Genomic DNA, 13636 nt, shown 5'->3' on the forward strand with positions numbered 1-13636 from the left:
CTGCGGTGGCGCCTATTCCTGTTCGCTGATGGTCCTGCTCGGGCGATCCAGCTTCGCATCCAGATAGAGCCGCACCGCTTCGGCGACATGCTTGGCGCCGAGCTTTTCCATCATGTTCGCGCGATGGATTTCCACCGTCCGCGGACTGATTTCCAGCTCGCGCGCGATGAGCTTGTTCGAGCCGCCATTGACCAGCAGTTCGAGCACTTCGCCTTCGCGTTCCGACAGGTAACCGATCTTTTCCCGCGCCTCGATCATCCGGCGACGAGTGCGCGTCTGTTCGCGGGCGCGCTTTTCCACCCGTTCGAGCATGGCCGCGAAAGCTCCGTCCTCGATCGGCAGAAGGAGATAATCCAGCGCACCGAGGCTCACCGCCTCGACCACGCGCGAGACGGAAGCGTCTTCGGAAGCGATCACCAGCGGCAGGCACACGCCGAGCGTGTCGAGCGCAGCCAGAATCTCCGCCGCGCCGCTGCCGAGCTCGTCGTCGCGCACGATAAGGATACCCTCGCGCGGTGGGTGCTTCGCGATTTCCTCAAGGCTCGCATACACTTCGGCATGATAGCCGAGTGCAAGCGCCAACCGGGCAGCCTCTGCCCGCGCTTTGATGTCGCGTTCGACGAAGTGGATGGTAAGAACCTGTCCCATGCCCTCAAGGATGTGGGCATGCCCCCCTGGCATGCATTCCGACTTGGCGCCGTTTCAGGGCAATAAGATACCGTAAATTCGCACCAATATGTCAGAACAAGAGTAGAAATCGGTCCGAAGCGGATTTGAATTACGGAATTGCCCTTAAGGGCCCATCCGCGAGCAGCGATTCGAACGATCGTAGGAGGGCGAAAAATCAGCCTTCGAAGCGGTAGTCCGGCAGGGCGTGGACGGCTTCCTTGAGCGAATCGCCCCAGCGCGAGGAAATGGACAGGAAGTAAGGATCGTCCTTCTCGATCCGCCTTTCGTGCAGCGGCACGAAGCTGTCGCGGGCGATCACCATCAGGTCCAGCGGCATGCCGACCGAAAGGTTGGCCTTCAGGGTCGAATCGAAGCTGACCATGAGCAGCTTGACCGCATCCTCGAAATCCATGTCGCTTTCATAGCCGCGCAGCAGGATCGGGCGACCATATTTCGTTTCGCCAATCTGGAAGAAAGGCGTGTCCCAACTCGCCTCGATGAAATTGCCTTCCGGGTACAGCATGAACAGCCGGGGCTGCATGCCCTTGATCTGGCCCGCCAGGATCATCGAAGCAGTGAAGCGCCCTTCCCCTTCCATCCCGTTGCCCACCTGGGAGGACTGGATGGTGGAGCGCAGCAGGCGACCGACTTCCACGGCCACCTGGAACATGCTCGGCGCTTCCAGCAGCGAGTTCTGCCGCTGGTCCGGCGCCTTGTTGCGTTCTTCCAACTGGCTGACCACAGCCTGGGTGGTGGCGAGATTGCCGGCCGTCATCAGGGTGATGATCCGTTCGCCCGGAACTTCCCAGTGAAACATCTTGCGAAAGGTGGAGATGTTATCGACGCCCGAATTGGTGCGGGTGTCGCTCATCAGCACCAGCCCCTTTTCCAGCATCATGCCCACGCAATACGTCACTTCGAATCCCCTGACTCTGATCCTTCAACAGCCATTGCGGGCGATCCCGCCCGTGGCAATACCGCTGCCCTGAAGATTACTGTTCCACGGTCTGCTGTTCTACCGCCAATGCGACGTGCAGTTCTTCCTGCGCCGCGCCGAAGCTGATCCCGGTCACCGGAGCCGCCTCGCCATAGTCCCGCCCGGTCGCGACGCGAACATAGCGCGGATCGGGCGAAATCCCGTTCGACACGTCGAAGCCGACCCAGCCGAGCCCTTCGACATGGGCCTCTGCCCAGGCATGGGTCGCTTCCTGATGGACGCGGTCGTCCATCATCAGATAGCCCGATACGTAACGCGCCGGAATGTCGAGCGCCCGCGCGGCGCCGATGAAGATATGCGCATGGTCCTGACACACGCCCACGCCTTCGGTCAGGGCCTCTTCGGCAGTGGTATGGACATGCGTCACGCCGGTTTCATAGCGCACCGCCTCGCGGATCGCGTCCGAAAGGCCGTGCAGCATCGTCAGCGCATCTCCGTCGTGGCGGCGCACCTGGGCAATGAGCGAACGCATCTTCGCGCCCGGCTTCGTCCGCGCAGTCTGGGACAGGAACGCCCAGAGCGGCAAATGTCCGGCGTGCCAGCCCATGACACCGGCCTTGTCCTGTGTTTCGACCGTGCCTTCGCAATGGATCACCACTTCCTGCGCACCCGGCAGCACCGAGATCAGCGTGGTGTGGTTCCAGTTCTGGTCGTCATATTCCAGTTCGAGCTTCGCCCCCTCATAGGTCATCGACCAGGACAGGATCTCCTGCCCATGCGTGGCCTTGGGCGTGAGGCGCAGGCGCTGGAGCCCATGCGCGACCGGATCTGCGAAACGGTAGTGAGTGGTATGGCGGATGGAGAGGCGCATGGCTTTCAGGCGATGAAACGATAATCGTGGGAGATGGCATTGGCGATGGACTGGTTCTCGCCGATGAAGGCGGTGAGAAACTCGTGCAGGCCCTTGTCGAAGACCGAATCGATCGTCGCCTCGCACAGTTTCCGATCCGCCTCGCGCATCAGCACGTGGCAGTCGCCGCGATTATGGTGGAGTTCGGCAAGGGCGCCCAGATTGCCGCGCAACGCATCGTAGCAGAAGGCCAGGCTGCGCGGGAAACGGCGGTCGAGGATCAGGAACTCCGCAATCCCCCGCGGGTCCATTCGCCCGGCATTGAGCCAGCGATAGGCACGCTCGGCCGAGAGGGAGCGCAGCACCGTGTCCCATTGCCCGGTATCGAGACTGGAGCCCACGTAAGCGAGCGAGGGCAGCAGCAGGTAATATTTCACGTCGAGGATGCGAGCCGTATTGTCCGCACGTTCCAGATAGGTCCCCGCCCGCGCGAAGTGATAGATTTCGTTGCGCAACATCGAGCCATAGGTCGCGCCGCGCACCAGCGTCGCCTCGCGCCGGATAGTGGCAAGGACATTGCCCAGGCTCGCCTCGCGCACCGGGCGATCGAGCAATTCGCTCAGCATCATCCAGGCTTCGTTGACCGATTCCCACACTTCGGCGGTGATCGAGGTGCGCGCGCTGCGGGCATTGGCCCGGGCGGCTTCGATCATGCCGAGGACATTTTGCGGGTTTTCCTTGTCGCGCAGCACGAAATTGCACACCTGTGCGCCGGCATATTCGCCATGCAAGGCTTCGTATTCCGCCCGTTCGCCCAGCGTAACGATGACCGAGCGCCATTCCTCATTGGCGGCATCCGCCCCGCGAGTGAGCGCCATGCGGAAGCCCGCTTCCAGCAGGCGCGCGGTATTCTCCGCCCGCTCCAGATAGCGGAACATCCAGAAGATCGAATTGGCTGTCCTGCCCAGCATCTTCTTGCCCGCGCCCCTCAGTCTTCCAAAACCCAGCTGTCCTTGGTCCCGCCCCCTTGCGAGGAATTGACCACCAGCGATCCCTTTTTCAGCGCCACGCGGGTCAGCCCGCCCGGCGTGATGTCCACCCCGTTGGGTGAAACCAGCACGAAGGGCCGCAAATCCACATGGCGCGGGGCGAGCCCGGCCTTGGTGAAGATCGGCACGGTGGACAGGGCCAGCGTCGGCTGGGCGATGTAATTGTCCGGCCGGGCCTTCAGCTTGTCCTTGAACTTGGCGATCTCGCGGCTCGACGAGGTCGGGCCGATCAGCATGCCATAGCCGCCCGAGCCGTGAACCTCCTTCACCACCAGTTCGGCGATGTTATCCAGCACATAGGCCAGGCTGTCCGCCTCGGCGCAGCGCCAGGTGGGCACATTGGGCAGCAGCGGCTTCTCGCCGGTGTAGAACTCCACGATCTCCGGCATGAAGCTGTAGATCGCCTTGTCGTCAGCAATGCCGGTGCCCGGCGCATTTGCAATGGTGATCCCGCCCGAGCGATAGACGTCCATAATTCCAGGCACGCCCAGCATGGATTGCGGGTTGAAGGTCAGCGGATCGAGGAAATCGTCGTCCACCCGGCGATAGAGCACGTCGATCGGCTGGAAGCCCGCCGTGGTGCGCATCTGCACCCGGCCGTCGACCACGCGCAGATCGCTGCCCTCCACCAGTTCGGCGCCCATCTGGTCGGCCAGGAAGGCGTGTTCGAAATAGGCGGAATTGTAGATGCCCGGCGTCAGCACTGCCACGACCGGCTTGTCCGACGCGGCATCGGGCGCGCAGGCGGCAAGGCTCTTGGCGAGGCGGCGAGGATAATCCGAAACCGGCTGGACGTGAATCTTGGCGAAGAGTTCGGGGAACATCGCCATCATCGTTTCGCGGTTTTCCAGCATGTAGGAAACGCCGCTGGGCGTGCGGGCATTGTCTTCCAGCACCATGAACTCGTTGGGCGCGGTGCGGACAAGATCGATGCCGACGATGTGGGTGTAGACGCCGCCCGGCGGAGTGAAGCCGACCATCTGCGGCAGCCAGGCGACATTGCCCTTGAACAGGCTGAGCGGGATGCGGCCCGAACGCAGGATTTCCTGCCGGTGATAGAGATCGTGCATAAAGGCGTTGAGCGCCCTCACCCGCTGTTCGATCCCGCGCGAAAGCCGCCGCCATTCGCCGCCGGTGATGATCCGGGGCACCATGTCGAAGGGGATCAGACGCTCTTCCGCGTCATCGTCGCCATAGACATTGAAGGTGATCCCGGTTCGTCGGAAGAACTGTTCGGCCTCGCGGCTCTTGCGCCGCATGAGGGCCGGGTCCTGTTCTTCCAGCCAGGTTACGTAGTCCCGGTAAGCCGGACGGATGGACCCGTCGGCCTGCCGCATCTCATCGAAATTAGGCTCCGGCTTTATGCTCACTGCCCCTTATGTTGCAGTGCAACACTGGCACGGAACTTTATGCCTGCCAAGGGGTCAATGTGGAATTCGATCAGATGTCTTCGAGTTCGGCCAGAACCGCCTCGATTGCCTCGTCCGAATAGGCAAAACCCATATGGCCGCAACGCAGGGCAACTGCCCTGTCGCGCTCGCCCGGACGGCCGCAGGAACTGCGCGGAGAGACGATTCCGTCCCGCGGGCTCCACAGGGCAATTGTCGGCACCGGCGGCTTGGTGGCGATATCCGCCACTACCGGCGGCGCTTCTACCGAATGGCCGGTAATCAGGTGATAGATTCGCCAGACATTATTGGCCTTGGGATTGCCCGAGAAAGGCGAGCCCATTGTCACGACCTTGGCGATCGCATCGGGATGGCGCTTCGCCACTTCGCGCGCGAAGATGCCGCCCAGGCTCCAGCCGACCAGCACCACCTGCTCGCCATAGCGGCGATGGAGATCGAGCGCGCGCTGGGTGACCACATCGAAATTCTCGGGCGACGGCCCCATGTTGAAGCCCAGGCCCCAATTCTTCACCGTGTGACCGGCCATTTCGAGATGGCGCGCCAGCCGGCGGAGCCGCACCGGGTGAGTCGCGAAACCGGGCAGCAGCATGACCACGCGCGGACTGGCGCTGCGAGACACGGCAAGGCCCGGCTCCTTGCGCTTGAGCGGGCGCGTGAGGAACTGCAGCTCGCCCAGCAGATGCTTCAATGGCGGGCCGTGAATTCCGCTGGGCTGCGCTTCAGCCACCAGCGCGGCGCGCGCCTTGATCGTATCCAGCCACTCGCCCGCTGCAGGCATGCGCAAGGGGCGATGCCCGATGGCATTCCGGCGCAACGCGGCGCCCGCATGGCTTCGACTCAGCGAGTTCATGCGGGCACTGTAACAGAACTGACTTATTGTAGGCTGAATGAAATCTGCCGCAGTCACGAAACTGTAGCATTCTGGCAGGGCGGCCTGCTTCCCATGCCCCGGCGAGAAAACCCTTTCCTACAGGCCCCCAGATGGCGTTTATCCTGCCCGATGAACAGCCGCCCTGCTACCCTGCCCGTCCGCGCCCGCCCCGTTTCCGGGACCGCCTTCCCTACCGCGCGGACCCTGCACGTAAACCCGAAATGGAAGGTAACACCCAAGGCTGCGGCCAAGCCCCGAAAACGGCTCGAAACCGGGCCAAACGAGGGTGTAGCGCCGCACACTTCGATAGGCATTTCGTGTAACGCAAGGGTTACACATCGGCCCCGGCGATCCCGGGCAATCCTTCCGCAGCCGCCCAGGCTCAGGTCGTCAGCTTTTGCACTCGCCGATGCGTTCGGAAACCATGTGCATCTTCATATGCATTGTGCCGCCGGGCATGTCCGGAACGATCTGATCGCCTTCCACGGTCATATCACTGCCGGTAGAATTGAAACTGCCGCTGAGCTTGAAGGTACCGCCCCCGCCTTTTTCCCCATCGCCGCCGCACTTCATCACAGCGTCGATCTTGCCGCCTGACACGTCGAACTTCTCGTAAGTGCAGTTGCTCTCATTGCTCATCCCGCGCGAGGTGAGTTGCTTCAGCGCTTCCTTCGATTCTTCCGGAGTGAGGCAATCTGTCAGTTCCATGTTGGCCGACATGGATTTCTTCATCTGCGCAGCCATCGCCGCAGGCATGCCGGGGATGCTCATCTCGATGATTTCCACGGTCTGCTTGTATTCGCCCGGCTGCGGCATTTCGAGGCCTGCCGCCGCGGCCTCGGCAGGCGCAGCCTTTTCACTGCCTGCCTCGCCACTGGCCAGCGCTTCTTCCTTCTTGCCGCACCCGGCAAGGGCAATTGCCGCCACGATCGGCAGGAGAACCAGTTTACGCATCAAATCGATCCCTTCGAAAAACGGAACAGATGACGCGACCCATCGGCATGGGGATACCAAGCCGGCGCCTTCCTGCCAACGCCCCGTTGCGGAACGCATGCAGAACGGCCATATATCGCGCCATGGCCGAACTCGTAATCCGCAGGGGTCTGGAAGAGCCCGACACGTCGGGCACTTTCACGCCCCACAAGCCCACGCGCCCGGAAAAGTCCGATGGGGGGCGGCCGTTCAAGCTCGTCTCGGATTACGAGCCAGCCGGCGACCAGCCCACCGCGATTGCGGAACTCGTAGCGGGCATGCGCGAAGACGAGAAAACGCAGGTGCTGCTGGGCGTGACCGGCAGCGGCAAGACCTTCACCATGGCCAAGGTGATCGAGACCTTGCAGCGCCCCGCCCTGATCCTGGCGCCGAACAAGATTCTCGCCGCGCAGCTCTATGGCGAATTCAAGAGCTTCTTCCCGGAAAACGCGGTCGAATATTTCGTCAGTTATTACGATTATTACCAACCCGAAGCCTACGTGCCGCGCAGCGACACCTATATCGAGAAGGAAAGCTCGGTAAACGAGGCGATCGACCGGATGCGCCACTCCGCCACGCGTGCGTTGCTGGAGCGGGACGACGTGATCATCGTCGCCTCGGTCTCCTGCCTTTACGGTATCGGCTCGGTCGAAACCTATTCGGCCATGATCTTCGACCTCAAGAAGGGGCAGGAAGTCGACCAGCGGGAGATCATCCGCAAGCTCGTGGCGCTGCAATACAAGCGCAACGATGCGGCCTTTGCGCGCGGTAATTTCCGCGTTCGGGGGGACAGCCTGGAAATCTTCCCAAGCCACTATGAGGACATGGCCTGGCGAGTGAGTTTCTTCGGCGACGAGATCGAGGAAATCAGCGAATTCGATCCCCTTACCGGCGCCAAGGGGGCAAGCCTCAACAGCGTGCGCGTCTATGCCAACTCGCACTATGTGACGCCCGGCCCCACGCTGAAACAGGCGAGCGAGGCAATCCGTTTCGAACTGACCGAGCGGCTCAAGGAACTGGAAGCCGAGGGCAAGCTGCTGGAACACCAGCGGCTGGAACAGCGCACCAATTTCGACCTGGAGATGATCGCAGCCACCGGCAGCTGCGCGGGGATCGAGAATTACAGCCGCTTCCTGACGGGCCGCCTGCCGGGCGAGCCGCCGCCAACCCTGTTCGAATATCTGCCCGACAATGCCCTGCTGTTCGTCGATGAAAGCCACCAGACCGTGCCGCAGATCGGCGCCATGGCCAAGGGCGACCATCGCCGCAAGCTGACACTGGCCGAATACGGCTTCCGCCTGCCAAGTTGCATCGACAACCGCCCGCTGCGCTTCAACGAATGGGACGCGATGCGCCCGCAGACCGTCGCCGTTTCGGCCACGCCCGGCAATTGGGAAATGGAGCAGACCGGCGGCGTATTTGCCGAACAGGTCATTCGGCCCACCGGGCTGATCGATCCGCCGGTGACGATCCGGCCGGTCGAGGATCAGGTGCAGGATTGCATCAACGAATGCAGGGAGACGGCGGCAAAGGGTTACCGCACGCTCGTCACCACCCTCACCAAGCGCATGGCCGAGGACCTCACCGAATTCATGCACGAAGCCGGCGTGCGCGTTCGCTACATGCACAGCGACGTCGAGACGCTGGAACGTATCGAACTGATCCGCGACCTGCGCATGGGCGTCTATGACGTTCTGGTGGGCATCAACCTGCTGCGCGAGGGGCTCGACATTCCCGAATGCGGCCTCGTCTGCATTCTGGATGCCGACAAGGAAGGCTTCCTGCGCAGCGAAACCTCGCTCGTCCAGACCATCGGCCGCGCGGCCCGCAACGTCGATGGCCGGGTGATCCTCTATGCCGACCGCATGACCGGCAGCATGGAACGCGCCATTGCCGAGACGGACCGCCGCCGCGAGAAGCAGCGCGCCTATAACGAGGAACACGGCATCACGCCGCAGACGATCAAGCGCCAGATCGCCGACATCGTCGCCCACACGGCCAGCCGCGATGGCGTGCTGGTGGACATCGAGGCGGAAGACGGCCGCAACAACCTCGTGGGCCACAATCTGCGCGCCTATATCGAGGATCTCGAAAAGAAGATGCGCGCCGCCGCCGCAGATCTGGAATTCGAGGAAGCCGGTCGCCTGCGCGACGAAATCCGCCGCCTGGAAGCCGAAGAGCTTGGCTTGCCGGATGACGAGAAGAAGGCTCCGCTGGTGGGGCGCAGTAACGAAGGCAAGCCCGGCACCCGCAAGACGCGATACGGCAAGACTCAGCGGAAGTGGGGGCGTTGATCTCTTCGATCTCCGAAGATCGCCTGTATCGCAGCTGGGTCCTGTCCTGCGCACTCGGAGAATTCATCGGCATCGGCCTGGCCGGCATCGTCGCGTTGGCGGCGAACAGCCTGATCGGCGAGCCCGACAGCACGCTTGAAGCCTGGGCGATCTATCTGATGATGGTCGCCGTGGGTGCAGTCGAAGGCGGCGCAATCGGCTTTTTCCAGTGGCGTGTTCTGAGGCGGATATTCCCCAGTCTGCCGCCACACCGCTGGGTCGGCGCAACCATGGCTGTTGCCATTCTCGGCTGGGCCGTGGGGATGCTGCCCTCGACGCTCAGCGTGGGCACGGCATCCGCTCCGGCGGCCGCAGCAAGCGAACCGGGTATCGGCTTCATCCTCCTTGCCTCTGCAGGCATGGGGGCTGCGGGCGGACTGGTTTTCGGCGTGGCGCAATGGTTGGCCCTGCGTCCCTTCACCGCGCGTGCCGGGTGGTGGCTTCCAGCCAATATCGCAGGCTGGTCGATCGCGATGATGTGGATTTTCCTTGCCGCAACCTGGCCCGACATGACGACTGCACCGTTTCTCATCGCCCTGAGCGCGCTTGCAGGGGGAATGGCAGCAGGCTTGTCGATCGGCGCAGTTACCGGCATCGCGCTGCTGCGTATCGCGAGACAAGCATGAACCGGTTTTTCCTTTCCACCCTTCCCCCCCTCTCTCTCATCGTCACTGCCTGCGACCGGCCGCCGGTGCAGCGCATCGATCTGGAGGAGACACAGAGTGCGGCCTCGCTGGCGCTCAATCCTGCGCCCGATAGCGAGGGCGCTGCATGGCATGTGTCCGCCGACGGAAAGGGAATCGATTTCGGGCAGGAAAAACTGCCACCGCTCCTCACGCTGCACTGCGTGCTGGCGAAAGATACGCCCCCGCAACTCGCCGTGATCCGCCATGCCCAGTCGCAGCCCGGTGCCAAGGCTCTGTTCGCAGTGCTGGGCAATGGCATCACTGCCCGCCTCAAGCTCGACGCCACTCTCTCCAAGACCGATGGCTGGCGCTGGGAGGGTCTCTATCCCGCCGATGCCGTGGAACTGGACGTGTTCACCGGCCAGCGGAATATCGAGGCGACCCTGCCCGGTGCGGGCACTCTGAAGATCGCGGGAAGCCCTTTGCCCCGCGAATTTCTCGGCTGGTGCCGCCGTGGCGGGCTGGCCGAGCCCCAGAAAATCAGTTCGCCCCCGCCAGCTCCGTAAGGGTCGACGGCGTCAGCACCTGCGGCAATTGTTGCGGCTCTCCACCTCCTGCCGGATACCACAGATAGAGCGGCACGCCGCCCGCGCCATGGGCGGTGAGGAAGCGAGTGATCGCAGGGTCACGCCGGGTCCAGTCCCCCACCAGGGCAACGACCCCGGCCTTCTCGAAGGCCTGCTTCGTTTCCTCCCGCTCGATGGCAACGCCTTCATTGACCTTGCAGGTCAGGCACCAGTCGGCGGTGAACCACACGAATACCGGCTTGCCGCTCGCCCGCGCCTCGGCCAGCGCCTTCTCGCTAAACGGCTGTGCCGCGATCAGGCCCGCTTCCGCCGCAACCGGCGGTGCCATCACGTGCGGCAGGGCTGCCACGCAGCCTATGGCCAGCACCGGCACGGCACCCGCGACCAGCGGCCATGCCCGTTGCCCAGCCCGCTGCCGGCGCCCCGCGATTACCAGGACCAGCAGGAACAGACCCGCAAAGCTGCTCGCCGCCAGCAGGAATTGCCAGCCGCCCAGGCGCCACGCCAGCCAGCCCAGCGCCAGCGCGGTCAGCGCCATCGGCACGGCCATTACCTTGCGGAAAACACTCATCCATTTGCCTGGGCGCGGAAGCAGTCGCCGAAGCGCGGGGATAAAGCCGAGGGCGAAGAACGGCAGCGCGATGCCGAGCCCAAGCACCGCAAAAAGTAGCATGGCCTGTGCGGCAGGCAGCAGCAGCGCCGCGCCCATCGCGGCGGCCATGAACGGCCCGGTGCAGGGCGTTGCGACGAAGGCGGCGAGCAACCCGGTGCCGAATGCACCCATCGGCTGTCCGCCCCCCGAAACCGAAAGCGAAGGCAGTTCGTAAAGTCCGGCGAAATTGGCGGTGATCGCTACTGCCAACACCAGCAAGGCTGCGACCACGCCCGGCTCCTGCAGCTGGAAGGCCCAGCCGATCTCCGCGCCACCGGCGCGCAGGGCCAGCATCAGTGCACCAAGGCCAAGGCAGGCGAGGATCACGCCCGCCGTATAGGCCAGCCCTTCCCGCTGCGCCTCCGCCTCGCTCTCACCCGCACGGGCAAGACTGAGGGCCTTGAGGCTGAGGATCGGGAAGACACAGGGCATGATATTGAGGAGAAGCCCGCCCACCAGCGCCATCCCCAGAAGCAGCGGGAATGCCGGAATTCCATTACTCGCGGCCCCGAATTCGAGCACTTCGCCGCCTTGCGGCACGCTGCCCGGCTGGCCGGCGAAGCTCACCCCGTTGCCTGCATCGTCAAGCTTGAGAATGCCGGAAATCGCCTTGGCGGAAAGGTCCGCATCCTTTGCCAAAGCCAGTTCGGCCACCAGCATATCCCCTTCCCGGCGGAAGGTCTGAGGGGCGGCATAGTCGATCAGGCCAGTCTCACCCAGAAACAAGTGCGGGGCGGCGATTTCAAGCGTTGCGGGCAGTGGGATACCAATGCGCAACGTATTATTATCGAACGAGAAGCTGGCTGCCCGGTCGATCAACGGCGGGATGTCGGCACGCCAGCCATCGAAGCGCGCCTCGGTAGCGGTTCCTGAACCGACTTTGACGGTAGCTGCCAGAAGCGCCTGTTCCGGAACGCAAATCTTGTCCGTACAGGCCAGCCAGTTGGCCTCGACAGAAATGGGTATAATTGCCCCCGACCGGACGTTCGACGGCACCGAAAGCGGCACCAGCACTGCATAGGGCCCCTCATAGACATGGTTCATCATGCCGGAGATGAGCAGGGTCTGCGGCACGGGATAGGACAGGTCCCCCGCGCTCCACCCCTCCGGCAGCGACCAAGTCAGTTCCATGCCGTAACCCGCATCGCCCGGATTGGCCCAATAGCCGTGCCAACCCGGCTCGGGCTTCATCACGAAGGCAAGGTCCACCGTGCCACCCGGCGTAGCAGGCCCTTCGGCCACCAGTTCCGCGGCGATGTGGTTCGCCCGGCCCTGCGCCGCCGCGAGCGAGGGCGAGAAGATGGCGGTCAGAAGAGCAAGCAGAGCGGCAATGCACCGGAACACCGGCATGGCAATGTGTCTTTCGTGTCGGGTAATGTTGCACTTGTCTCGCATGGGACTCACGGCGTAGGGCCTGAGTTCCCAACCCGCAAGGAAGGCACGATGGACGAGAGGCGCGAATTGCTGATCCTGGGCGGCGGCCTGGTGGGCATGACCCTGGCCCTCGCCGCCGCGAAACAGGGCATTGCCAGCCATGTAGTAGACCGCGCGGACCCGGCGGAACTGACAGCTGACGGCTTTGACGGCCGCGCCAGCGCGATCTCCACCGCCAGCTGGAACCTGTTCTGCAATATCGGCCTGGGCGAGAGGCTGGAGCCGCATGGCTGCCCGATCGATTCGATTGCGGTCACCGATGCCATGCGCCCCGGCCAGATCGATTTCCGCCCCCAGCCGGATGAAGGCTCGCTCGGCCGTATGTTCGCCAATCGAGATCTGCGCCTCGCCTTGTTCGAAGCCGCGAAGGACGAGAAGCTGATCGCCTGGCATGCGCCCGTCGACATGGTGAAGCGCGAGCGCGGCGAACATGGCGTGTCGGCCACCCTGTCTGACGGGCAGGTGCTCCACGCCAGCCTGATGGTCGCAGCCGAGGGCCGCCGTTCCCCCACGCGGGACGAGGCGGGGCTGAAGCTGGCCCATTGGGATTACCAGCACCGTGCGATGATCGTGGGGCTGGATCATGAAAAGCCGCATGGCAATGTCGCGTGGGAAATCTTCTATCCCACCGGACCCTTCGCCCTGCTGCCGATGCGTGACGGGCCCAATGGAGAACACCGCAGCGCGCTGGTATGGACCGTGGCGGAAAAGGATGCGGCCGGCACGCTGGCGCTTTCCGAACGCGCCTTCCTGGCCGAAATCGACAAGCGGATGCAGGGCATGTTCGGCACGATCAAGCTGAACAGCCGCGTCTCCTCCTATCCGCTGGGCTTCCAGCACACCGCGCGGATGACTGGGCAAAGACTGGTGCTGGCGGGCGATGCCGCCCATGGCATTCACCCGATTGCCGGGCAGGGCCTCAATCTGGGCCTGCGCGATGTCGGCGCGCTGGTGGAAGTGCTGATGGACGGAATGCGCCTCGGCCTCGATCCGGGCGATGCCCAGATTCTCGAGCGTTACGAACGCTGGCGCAGCCTCGACAATTTCACGGTTTCGGCCACTTGCGACAGCATCACGCGCCTGTTCGGCGTTAAAGGCCGCGCCGCCTCCGCCATCCGCCGCTTCGGCATGGCGGGCGTGCAGCGCCTGCCCGCCCTGAAGAACTTCTTCATGGACGAGGCTCGCGGAATGAGCGGCAAGCTGCCTTCGCTTTTGCAGGCATAATCGGGGCGATCCGGGGAACGGAA

The 13636-nt window shown here is 63.5% G+C and carries 12 protein-coding genes; 4 read left to right on the forward strand and 8 right to left on the reverse strand.

Going from position 1 to position 13636, the window contains the following annotated elements; translation table 11 throughout:
* Positions 1-12: 12 nt before the first annotated feature.
* The 7 genes from WFP36_RS04820 to WFP36_RS04850 all read right to left on the reverse strand — a co-directional run bounded on the left by WFP36_RS04820 (position 13) and on the right by WFP36_RS04850 (position 6739).
* Positions 13-648, reverse strand: a complete 636-nt coding sequence (locus WFP36_RS04820) for a response regulator transcription factor (protein WP_336978324.1) — start codon at positions 646-648, stop codon at positions 13-15.
* Between the two features lie 196 nt (positions 649-844).
* Positions 845-1585: a proteasome-type protease gene (locus tag WFP36_RS04825; RefSeq protein WP_336978326.1), complete on the reverse strand. Its 741-nt coding sequence runs from the start codon at positions 1583-1585 to the stop codon at positions 845-847.
* Positions 1586-1661: 76 nt separating this feature from the next.
* Entirely contained in the window at positions 1662-2477 is an 816-nt protein-coding gene (locus WFP36_RS04830) for a transglutaminase family protein (protein WP_336978327.1), read from the reverse strand.
* A 5-nt stretch (positions 2478-2482) separates the two neighbouring features.
* A complete protein-coding gene (locus WFP36_RS04835) occupies positions 2483-3427 on the reverse strand; it encodes an alpha-E domain-containing protein (RefSeq protein ID WP_336978329.1) in 945 nt (314 codons plus the stop codon).
* A gap of 17 nt (positions 3428-3444) precedes the next feature.
* Complete coding sequence (locus tag WFP36_RS04840) at positions 3445-4842, reverse strand: circularly permuted type 2 ATP-grasp protein (protein WP_336978703.1); 1398 nt, start codon at positions 4840-4842, stop codon at positions 3445-3447.
* A gap of 103 nt (positions 4843-4945) precedes the next feature.
* Positions 4946-5692 carry an alpha/beta hydrolase family protein gene (locus tag WFP36_RS04845; protein ID WP_336978331.1) on the reverse strand — a complete coding sequence of 249 codons (747 nt, stop codon included), beginning with the start codon at positions 5690-5692 and terminating at the stop codon, positions 4946-4948.
* A gap of 483 nt (positions 5693-6175) precedes the next feature.
* On the reverse strand, positions 6176-6739 hold the full coding sequence (locus WFP36_RS04850) for a DUF3617 domain-containing protein (RefSeq protein WP_336978333.1): 564 nt from the start codon (positions 6737-6739) through the stop codon (positions 6176-6178).
* A gap of 122 nt (positions 6740-6861) precedes the next feature.
* Here WFP36_RS04850 and uvrB point away from each other — a divergent pair, with 122 nt between their 5' ends.
* The 3 genes from uvrB to WFP36_RS04865 are packed head-to-tail and all read left to right on the forward strand — an operon-like array spanning position 6862 to position 10282.
* Entirely contained in the window at positions 6862-9051 is a 2190-nt protein-coding gene (gene uvrB, locus WFP36_RS04855; protein WP_336978334.1) for an excinuclease ABC subunit UvrB, read from the forward strand.
* On the forward strand, positions 9048-9716 hold the full coding sequence (locus tag WFP36_RS04860) for a hypothetical protein (protein ID WP_336978336.1): 669 nt from the start codon (positions 9048-9050) through the stop codon (positions 9714-9716). The genes uvrB and WFP36_RS04860 overlap by 4 nt, the downstream gene beginning before the upstream one ends.
* Positions 9713-10282 carry a hypothetical protein gene (locus tag WFP36_RS04865; RefSeq protein ID WP_336978337.1) on the forward strand — a complete coding sequence of 190 codons (570 nt, stop codon included), beginning with the start codon at positions 9713-9715 and terminating at the stop codon, positions 10280-10282. Before WFP36_RS04860 ends, WFP36_RS04865 begins: the two co-directional genes overlap by 4 nt.
* Here the strand turns inward: WFP36_RS04865 and WFP36_RS04870 are convergent.
* Positions 10257-12305, reverse strand: coding sequence for a protein-disulfide reductase DsbD family protein (locus WFP36_RS04870; protein WP_336978339.1), 2049 nt, complete (start codon positions 12303-12305; stop codon positions 10257-10259). The two genes, WFP36_RS04865 and WFP36_RS04870, sit on opposite strands and share 26 nt — an antisense overlap.
* 93 nt (positions 12306-12398) lie before the next feature.
* Here WFP36_RS04870 and WFP36_RS04875 point away from each other — a divergent pair, with 93 nt between their 5' ends.
* Positions 12399-13613, forward strand: coding sequence for an FAD-dependent monooxygenase (locus WFP36_RS04875; RefSeq protein WP_336978341.1), 1215 nt, complete (start codon positions 12399-12401; stop codon positions 13611-13613).
* The last annotated feature ends 23 nt before the right edge of the window (positions 13614-13636 follow it).

Source organism: Fulverythrobacter fulvus (genome assembly GCF_037154085.1).
Classification (GTDB): domain Bacteria; phylum Pseudomonadota; class Alphaproteobacteria; order Sphingomonadales; family Sphingomonadaceae; genus Andeanibacterium; species Andeanibacterium fulvum.

Excerpts from the sequence above, each read along its gene's own strand:
- WFP36_RS04820 (WP_336978324.1), bottom strand. The coding sequence starts at position 648 with ATGGGACAGGTTCTTACCATCCACTTCGTCGAACGCGACATCAAAGCG.
- WFP36_RS04830 (WP_336978327.1), bottom strand. The coding sequence starts at position 2,477 with ATGCGCCTCTCCATCCGCCATACCACTCACTACCGTTTCGCAGATCCG.
- WFP36_RS04835 (WP_336978329.1), bottom strand. The coding sequence starts at position 3,427 with ATGCTGGGCAGGACAGCCAATTCGATCTTCTGGATGTTCCGCTATCTG.
- WFP36_RS04840 (WP_336978703.1), bottom strand. The coding sequence starts at position 4,842 with ATGCGGCAGGCCGACGGGTCCATCCGTCCGGCTTACCGGGACTACGTA.
- WFP36_RS04845 (WP_336978331.1), bottom strand. The coding sequence starts at position 5,692 with ATGCCTGCAGCGGGCGAGTGGCTGGATACGATCAAGGCGCGCGCCGCG.
- WFP36_RS04850 (WP_336978333.1), bottom strand. The coding sequence starts at position 6,739 with ATGCGTAAACTGGTTCTCCTGCCGATCGTGGCGGCAATTGCCCTTGCC.
- uvrB (WP_336978334.1), top strand. The coding sequence starts at position 6,862 with ATGGCCGAACTCGTAATCCGCAGGGGTCTGGAAGAGCCCGACACGTCG.
- WFP36_RS04865 (WP_336978337.1), top strand. The coding sequence starts at position 9,713 with ATGAACCGGTTTTTCCTTTCCACCCTTCCCCCCCTCTCTCTCATCGTC.
- WFP36_RS04870 (WP_336978339.1), bottom strand. The coding sequence starts at position 12,305 with ATGCCGGTGTTCCGGTGCATTGCCGCTCTGCTTGCTCTTCTGACCGCC.
- WFP36_RS04875 (WP_336978341.1), top strand. The coding sequence starts at position 12,399 with ATGGACGAGAGGCGCGAATTGCTGATCCTGGGCGGCGGCCTGGTGGGC.